Below are 7,641 nucleotides of genomic sequence, written 5' to 3'. Positions count from 1 at the left end.
CCCCGCCGCTAGCGGCAGGATCAGCACCAGGCCCAGGAAGGCCAGCATCAGGCCGATGATGACGGCCTTGGCCCAGACGGGATCCTCGGTCGGGTGACGCGCCTTGGACCGGGCCATCAGGAGAACCTCCGGGCCCAGGCCTGCACCGCGTTGATGACCAGCAGCATCAGGAACGACACGGCCAGCATCACCAGGGCGATGGCGGCGGCGTTGGCGTATTCGAACTGCTCCAGCTGGATGATGATCAGCAGCGGCGCGATCTCCGACTTGTAGGGCATGTTGCCGGCGATGAAGATCACCGAGCCGTACTCGCCGATCCCCCTGGCGAAGGCCATGGCGAAGCCCGTCAGCCAGGCGGGACCCAGGGCCGGCAGGATCACCCGCAGGATGGTGTCGAAGCGCCCGGCCCCCAGGCTGGCGGCGGCCTCCTCGACGTCGGCCGACAGGTCGCGCATCACCGGCTCCAGGGTGCGGACCACGAACGGCAGGCCGATGAAGATCAGGGCGATGGTCACGCCGACCGGGTTGTAGGCGGCCTTGATCCCCAGCGGCGTCAGATACTGCCCGACCCAGCCGTTGGGCGCGTAGAGCGTGGCCAGGGCGATGCCGGCCACGGCGGTGGGCAGGGCGAACGGCAGGTCGACCAGGGCGTTGACCACGGCCTTGCCGGGAAACTCGTAGCGGACCAGGGCCCAGGTGGTCAGCACGCCGAACACCCCGTTGATCACCGCCGCCACGAAGGCCGCGCCGAAGGTCAGGCGATAGGCCGCCATGGCCCGCTCGGAAAAGGCGGCGGCCACGAACTCGCCCGGCGACAGCGCCGAGGCCTTGATGGCCACCGCCGACAGCGGGATCAGCACGATCAGCGACAGGATCGTCAGGGTGACGCCCAGGGTCAGGCCAAAGCCCGGAATCGCCGAGCGACGGCGAAACAGCGGGCGCCGGATAGGTCGGTGACGGGGCGCGGAAATCGTCTCGGCGGTCATCGGGTGATCGTCGTCCAGTATCCGGCGTCGGGCTCCAGCGGAGCCATGAAGGAGGAAACGCGCCAGACCGTCAAACGGCGCCGGTACGTTGTGAAGCTGAGGCGGCTTAAATCCCCAGCCCGCCAATGGGGTCAACAGAGTTAGCCAAACGGGGTTTGCAGAAAAACTCTCGGAGGCGTTTGGGACGACAGACTTGCCCCTCTCCCATGGGGAGAGGGTTCAGGAGGGCTTTACCGAACCCAAATTGCCGCACCGCAGCAATCTTTCCCCCGAGCCCTTGCTTTCCGAACGGTTTTGGCCTCCTTAGGCCGCCCATCAGACCCATTTCGCCCTGCCCTCATCGGCATCCGGACGAAAACGGTCTATTCTCGAAGATATTGACCAAGAACACGGTCCGTTTGGGGGTCGTATTTGGTCGTGGTGCGGGCCGCACGTGTGTGTGTGCCGTCCGCTTGAACCGAATTGGACCTGTATGCCCTTCCCCGCCTCCCACCCCGCTCTTGAGCGGGCTCTTGCCGCTCAAGGTTATCTCGAGCCCACCCCCGTCCAGGCCGCCGTGCTGGAAGCCGACGCCGAAGGCCGCGACCTGCTGGTCAGCGCCCAGACCGGCTCGGGCAAGACCGTCGCCTTCGGCCTGGCCGCCGCCACCACCCTGATCGGCGACGCCGACAAGCTGGGCAAGGCCGGCCTGCCGATGTGCCTGGTGATCGCCCCGACCCGCGAACTGGCCATCCAGGTCAATCGCGAGCTGACCTGGCTCTATGCCGACGCCGGCGCCGTGGTCGTCAACTGCGTGGGCGGCATGGACGCCCGCCGCGAGCAGCGGGCCCTGAACTTCGGCGCCCACATCGTGGTCGGCACCCCCGGCCGCCTGCGCGACCATATCGAGCGCGGCCACCTGGACCTGTCGGCCCTGAAGGTCGCCGTCCTCGACGAGGCCGACGAGATGCTCGACATGGGCTTCCGCGAGGACCTGGAGTTCATCCTCGACGCCGCTCCAGCTGAGCGCCGCACCCTGCTGTTCTCGGCCACCCTGGCGCGCGAGATCGTGCAACTGGCCAAGAGCTACCAGAACGACGCCATCCGCATCGACACCATCGGCCGCAACGAACCGCACCGCGACATCGAATACCGCGCCGTGCGCGTGGCGCCGAACGAGACCGAGCACGCGATCGTCAACCTGCTGCGCTATTTCGAAAGCCCCGGCGCCCTGGTGTTCTGCAACACCCGCGAAAGCGTCCGCGCCCTGCACAGCAAACTGCGCGAGCGCGGCTTCGCCGTCGTCGGCCTGTCGGGCGAGCTGTCGCAACGTGAACGCGCCGACGCCCTGCAGGCCCTGCGCGACGGCCACGCCCGCGTCTGCGTCGCCACCGACGTCGCCGCCCGCGGCCTCGACCTGCCCGACCTGGGCCTGGTGATCCACGCCGAACTGCCGGTCAACAAGGCGACGCTCCTGCACCGTTCGGGCCGCACCGGCCGGGCCGGCAAAAAGGGCGTCTCGGCCCTGGTCGTGCCCTACACCCGCCGCCGCAAGGCCGAGCAGCTGCTGATGGCGGCCGGCGTCGAAGGCCAGTGGGGCGGCGCCCCGACCGCCGACGAGATCCGCCTCAAGGACACCGAGCGCCTGCTGGACGATCCGATCTTCGACGAGGCCGTGGTCGAGGAAGACACCGCCCTGGCCGAGGCCATGCTGGCCAAGCGCACGCCGCTGGAAATCGCCGCCGCCCTGATCCGCACCCGCCGGGCCAAGCTGCCGGCGCCGGAAGAGATCTATGACGACCCGCGCCACGGCGCCGATCCCGGCCCGCGCTCGCGCGACGCCGGCCCGCGCTCCAACGACAGCGGCGACCGCTTCGCCGACCGTGGTCCGCGCGACTTCGGCGATCGTCCGGAACGCGAACCGCGCGCCGACATGGCCAACTCGGCCTGGTTCCGCCTCAACACCGGCCGCCGCAACAACGCCGACCCCAAGTGGCTGATCCCGCTGATCTGCCGCCTGGGCCACATCACCAAGAAGGACATCGGCTCGATCCGGATCTTCGACTACGACACCAAGTTCGAGATCTCGGCCGAGGCGGAAGTGAAGTTCGGGGCCGCCGTCCAGGCCACCGTGCGCGACGACGTCACCATCACCCCGACCACGGCCCCGGCCGCCCGGGACGCCTCGGGTCCGCGCAAGGAGTACGCGCCCCGTCCGCCGCGTGACGACCACGACGCCCCGCGCCGCGAATACGCCCCGCGTCCGCCGCGCGATGACGCCGGTCCCCGGGGTCCGCGCGCCAACGCTCCGGGCTCGCGCGACAGCAGCCCGCGTCCGTCGTCCTACGGCGCCGACGGCGTCAGCAACGCCAAGCCCTACGCCCGCGGCGAGGAGCCCAAGCGCGATTACAAGCCGCGTGACCGGGACGACGGCCCCAAGCGCGACTTCAAGCCCCGCGCCGAAGGCCCCAAACGCGATTTCAAGCCGCGTGACGAAGCCCCTCGCGCCTACGCCGAGGCCGCCCCGCGTCGCGCCCCGCGCACCGACCGCGAAAGCGTGCCCTACGATCCGGCCGCCACGCCGGAGAAGCCGTTCCGCAAGCCGCGCGCCGACACCGGCGCGGGCCCCGCCAAGCCGTTCAAGGGCCCCAAGCCCTTCAAGGCCAAGAGCGACTTCGGCGCCAAGCCGGCGTTTGGCGCGAAACCCGCCTTCGGCAAGAAGCCGGCCGGCGGCAAGGCGCCGTTCAAGAAGAAGTAGTTTGGTGTCGAGGGGGTGATCACTTGCCCCCTCCGCGCCTTGGGGGGAAGAGTTTCGGCTCCGCCCCCTATGGGGGCGGACAGACCGCGAAGCGGTCAGGTGGGGGCAAGTAGGCGGCGCCTAAACCGCCTGCCCCGCGCACCATCCCGACGCCCAGGCCCACTGGAAATTGTACCCGCCCAGCCAGCCGGTGACGTCCACCACCTCACCGATGAAGTAGAGACCCGGCGCGGCCTTGGCCTCCATGGTCCGCGAGTCCAGGCCGTCGGTGTCGACCCCGCCCAGCGTCACTTCCGCCGTGCGATAGCCCTCCGACCCCACCGGCTTGAACGTCCAGGCGTTGACCGTCGCGGCCACGCCGCGCAGCAGCACGTCCGAGCAGTCGGCCAGGTTGCCATAGGCTCCGGCGTCCTCGGCGATCAGCTGGGCCAGGCGCTTGGGCAGCATCTCGGCCAGCACCGTCGACAGCGCCCGCTTCGGGGTGGCGACCCGCGCCGCCTTCAGCACCGCGAACACGTCGACGCCCGGCGCCATGTCGACGCTGATCTCACCGCCCTCGCGCCAGTAGGACGAGATCTGCAGGATCGACGGCCCAGACAGGCCGCGGTGAGTGAACAGCATGGCCTCGGCGAACCTGGTCTTGCCGCTGGCCACCACCGTATCCAGCGCCACGCCCGACAGCGGAGCCAGGCGCTCCAGGGTCTTGACCTCGAAGGTCAGCGGCACCAGGGCCGGCCGGATCTCGGTCAGGGTCAGGTCGAACTGTTGGGCGATCTCGTAGCCCAGGCCCGTGGCGCCCATCTTGGGGATCGACTTGCCGCCGGTGGCGACCACCAGCGACCGGCAGGTGACGGGTCCGTACGACAGGTTGACGCGATAACCCTCGCCGTCGCGCGCCACGCCCTTGACCTCGGTTTCCAGCCGCAGCGTGACGCCGGCCCTGTCCATCTCGGTCAGCAGCATGTCGATGACCTGCCGGGCCGAACCGTCGCAGAACAGCTGGCCCAGGGCCTTCTCGTGGAAGGCGATGCCGTACTTCTGGACCAGGGCGATGAAGTCGCTGGGCCGATAGCGGCGCAGGGCCGAGACGCAGAACTTGGGATTGGCCGACAGGAAGTTGGCCGGGGCGCTGTGGATGTTGGTGAAGTTGCAGCGCCCGCCGCCGCTGATGCGGATCTTCTCGCCGGGAGCCTTGGCGTGGTCGACGACCAGCACCGAGCGGCCGCGCTTGCCCGCCTCGATGGCGCACATCATCCCGGCCGCGCCGGCGCCCAGCACCACGACGTCGAAGTCTTCCAAGGCCAAGCCCTTCCTGTTGAGGGGCGTATCGACAGGAGGGCGGCCGGGAAGTCAATGCGATGGCCAGCCTTGCGCGAACAGGCCCCCTCATGAAGGCCTTGCCTCCCCATCCGTCATCCCCCGCTTTATGCGGGGAACCCAAGCGGACTCGGCCAAAGCGGCTTGGGGTCCCCGAACAAGTCGGGGAATGACGACCGTGGGTTGGCTCGTCGCGAGAAAGACGCGTCAATGCGGCGGGAACAGCCAGGGCAGGCCGGCCTTGGCCGAGGGGTCGTAGATCGTGGAATGCTGCTGAGCCGGCATCGGCTCGTAGCGCCAGGTCAGCCCCTTGGGCGGCGCCGCCTTGAGCGCGGCCACCACGCGATCGACGCCCTCCTGCATGGTCGTGCCCTCGTTTCCGATCGACAGGTAGAGCCGCCGCCCCTTGAAATTCCCCGCCTTCAGGAGATCCGCCGCCTGGCGCGACAGGCTCTGGTCGTCCCACCACAGGCTGGGGCTGGCCGCCAGATAGGCGTCGAAGGCCTGGGGCTCGCGCAGGAAGGTCTCGACCACGAACAGGCCCGCCAGGGACTCACCGATCAGGCCGCTCTTGCCGTCGGTCCGGTAGCGGGCCTTCACCCAGGGCCGCAGCTCATCGACCAGGAACCGGCGATAGGCGGCGGAACCGCCGGACTGGGGCAGCAATTTGAGATCGTCGGCGAAGGTGGCCGGATGGGTCAGGTCATGCTTGCGGTCGACACCCTCGATCCCGACCACGATCATCGGCGCCAGCTTGCCCTCGGCGATCAGCGCCGCGACGAAGTCGGTGATCTTGGGGAAGTCCTCGTCCTTCACGCCGCCGTCCAGCAGGTAGAGCACCGGGAAGCGCCGGTTCGAGCCGGCATAGCCCTTGGGCAGGGCGACATTGATCCGGCGCTCGCCGCCCAACACGCGGCTGGCGACCATGAAGGTCCCGTCCGGCGTCACGGCGTGGGCCAGGGTCGGAACCAGGGCGGCGGCGGCCGTGGCGGCCCCCATGGCGGTCAGGAATCGTCTGCGATACATGCCCAAGTCTTAGCCATGCGGCGACGATCGCCAAGGACTGTTCGCGCAAAGCGTCGCCCCACGCTTGACGCCAGCGCCTGGGGCGTTAGGAACCCTGCCCTCTTCCCGCCCAGGCTCCTCCCATGACGTCCGCCACTCAGCCGACGATCGGTATCGATTTCGGCACCACCAACACCGTGGTCTCGATGGCCCATGGCGACGGCCCCGCCACGCTGGTGAAGTTCCCGACCGCGTCCGGCGACATCTTCGCCTTCCGCTCGGCCCTGAGCTTCCATGCGATCATGGGCACGGACGGTCGCCCCAACGAACGGGTGGTCGAGGCCGGGCCCTGGGCGATCGAGGCCTATGTCGAGGACCCGCTGGAGACCCGCTTCATCCAGTCGTTCAAGACCTTCGCCGCCAGCGCCGCCTTCACCGAAACCAAGATCCTCAACAAGCGCTACCTGTTCGAGGACCTGCTGGGCGCCTTCCTGCTGAAGCTGAAGGAGCACGGCGGCGCGGCCATGGCCGACTTGCCGCCGCGGGTCATCGTCGGTCGCCCCGTGACCTTCGCCGGCGGCAATCCCGACGAGGCCCTGGCCCTGCAACGCTACGAGGCCGGGTTCGCCCGCCTGGGCTTCACCGACATCCGCTACGCCTACGAGCCGGTCGGCGCGGCGTTCTTCTTCGCCCGCCAGCTGAAGGAGGACGCCACCGTGCTGGTCGCCGACTTCGGCGGCGGCACCAGCGACTTCTCGATCGTGCGGTTCGAGCGGTCGGATGGAAAACTGCGCTCCACCGCCCTGGCGCGCTCGGGCGTCGGCGTGGCCGGCGACGCCTTCGACTACCGGATCATCGACCAGCTGGTCTCGCCGGAACTGGGCAAGGGCAGCCTCTACAAGGCCTTCGACAACCGCCTGCCGATCCCGCAGCGCTACTACACCGCCTTCGCCCGCTGGGATCAGCTGGCCCTGCTGCGGGCGTCCAAGGACATGCGCGACATCCGCGCCCTGGAGCGCACGGCCGTCGAGCCGGAGAAGATCGCCCGGCTGATCGAGGTGCTGGACGACAACCACGGCTACGCCCTCTACCGCGCCGTCTCCAGCCTGAAGGAAGCCCTGTCGAGCCGCGAGGAGGCCACCTTCCGCTTCGAGGCCGGCTCGGTGCTGATCGAGAAGGACGTCAGGCGCGCCGACTTCGAGGGCTGGATCGCCCCGGAGCTGAAGGCCATCGAGACCGCCGTCGACCAGGCCCTGGAACGCTCGGGCCTCGGTCCCGACGGCGTCGACCGGGTGTTCCTGACCGGCGGCAGCTCGTTTGTCCCGGCGGTGCGCGACATCTTCCTGCGCCGGTTCGGGGCGGCGAAGATCGAGAGCGGCGGCGAGTTCGAGTCCATCGCCTCGGGCCTGGCCCTGATCGGTCGCGAAAGCGACCTGGACCTGTGGAGCGAGCGCGCGCGCTCGCTCGCTACCTCACCCGATCGCTGAACCTTGCCAGCGCCGCCCGCGCGCAGGCGTCGGCCGCCTCGTGCGAGACGTCGGCCACGGCCAGGCCGCCCACCAGCACGCCGTTGATGTGCAGCGGCAGCGAGCCGCC

General features: G+C 69.4%; 5 protein-coding genes. 2 read left to right on the top strand and 3 right to left on the bottom strand.

The window, feature by feature from the left end:
- Nucleotides 1-116: 116 nt before the first annotated feature.
- Nucleotides 117-986: a sulfate ABC transporter permease subunit CysT gene (gene cysT, locus PMI01_RS04080; protein WP_007663382.1), complete on the bottom strand. Its 870-nt coding sequence runs from the start codon at nt 984-986 to the stop codon at nt 117-119.
- Between the two features lie 472 nt (nt 987-1,458).
- On the opposite strand from cysT, the gene PMI01_RS04075 reads away from it, so the two are divergent.
- Complete coding sequence (locus tag PMI01_RS04075) at nt 1,459-3,723, top strand: DEAD/DEAH box helicase (RefSeq protein ID WP_007663380.1); 2,265 nt, start codon at nt 1,459-1,461, stop codon at nt 3,721-3,723.
- 120 nt (nt 3,724-3,843) lie between these two features.
- Here PMI01_RS04075 and PMI01_RS04070 read toward each other — a convergent pair whose 3' ends face one another.
- Both PMI01_RS04070 and PMI01_RS04065 read right to left on the bottom strand, forming a co-directional pair.
- Nucleotides 3,844-5,022, bottom strand: coding sequence for an NAD(P)/FAD-dependent oxidoreductase (locus PMI01_RS04070; RefSeq protein ID WP_035034466.1), 1,179 nt, complete (start codon nt 5,020-5,022; stop codon nt 3,844-3,846).
- 225 nt (nt 5,023-5,247) lie between these two features.
- Complete coding sequence (locus PMI01_RS04065) at nt 5,248-6,066, bottom strand: alpha/beta hydrolase (RefSeq protein ID WP_007663372.1); 819 nt, start codon at nt 6,064-6,066, stop codon at nt 5,248-5,250.
- Between the two features lie 122 nt (nt 6,067-6,188).
- Here PMI01_RS04065 and PMI01_RS04060 point away from each other — a divergent pair, with 122 nt between their 5' ends.
- A complete protein-coding gene (locus PMI01_RS04060; protein ID WP_007663370.1) occupies nt 6,189-7,532 on the top strand; it encodes an Hsp70 family protein in 1,344 nt (447 codons plus the stop codon).
- Nucleotides 7,533-7,641 lie beyond the last annotated feature (109 nt).

Origin of the sequence: Caulobacter sp. AP07 (assembly GCF_000281955.1) — a bacterium.
In the GTDB taxonomy this organism is placed as follows: domain Bacteria; phylum Pseudomonadota; class Alphaproteobacteria; order Caulobacterales; family Caulobacteraceae; genus Caulobacter.
Note: the sequence above shows the minus strand (reverse complement) of the source record. Positions and strands in the feature narration are given on the sequence as shown.

Excerpts from the sequence above, each read along its gene's own strand:
- PMI01_RS04065 (WP_007663372.1), bottom strand. The coding sequence starts at position 6,066 with ATGTATCGCAGACGATTCCTGACCGCCATGGGGGCCGCCACGGCCGCC.
- PMI01_RS04075 (WP_007663380.1), top strand. The coding sequence starts at position 1,459 with ATGCCCTTCCCCGCCTCCCACCCCGCTCTTGAGCGGGCTCTTGCCGCT.
- PMI01_RS04060 (WP_007663370.1), top strand. The coding sequence starts at position 6,189 with ATGACGTCCGCCACTCAGCCGACGATCGGTATCGATTTCGGCACCACC.
- cysT (WP_007663382.1), bottom strand. The coding sequence starts at position 986 with ATGACCGCCGAGACGATTTCCGCGCCCCGTCACCGACCTATCCGGCGC.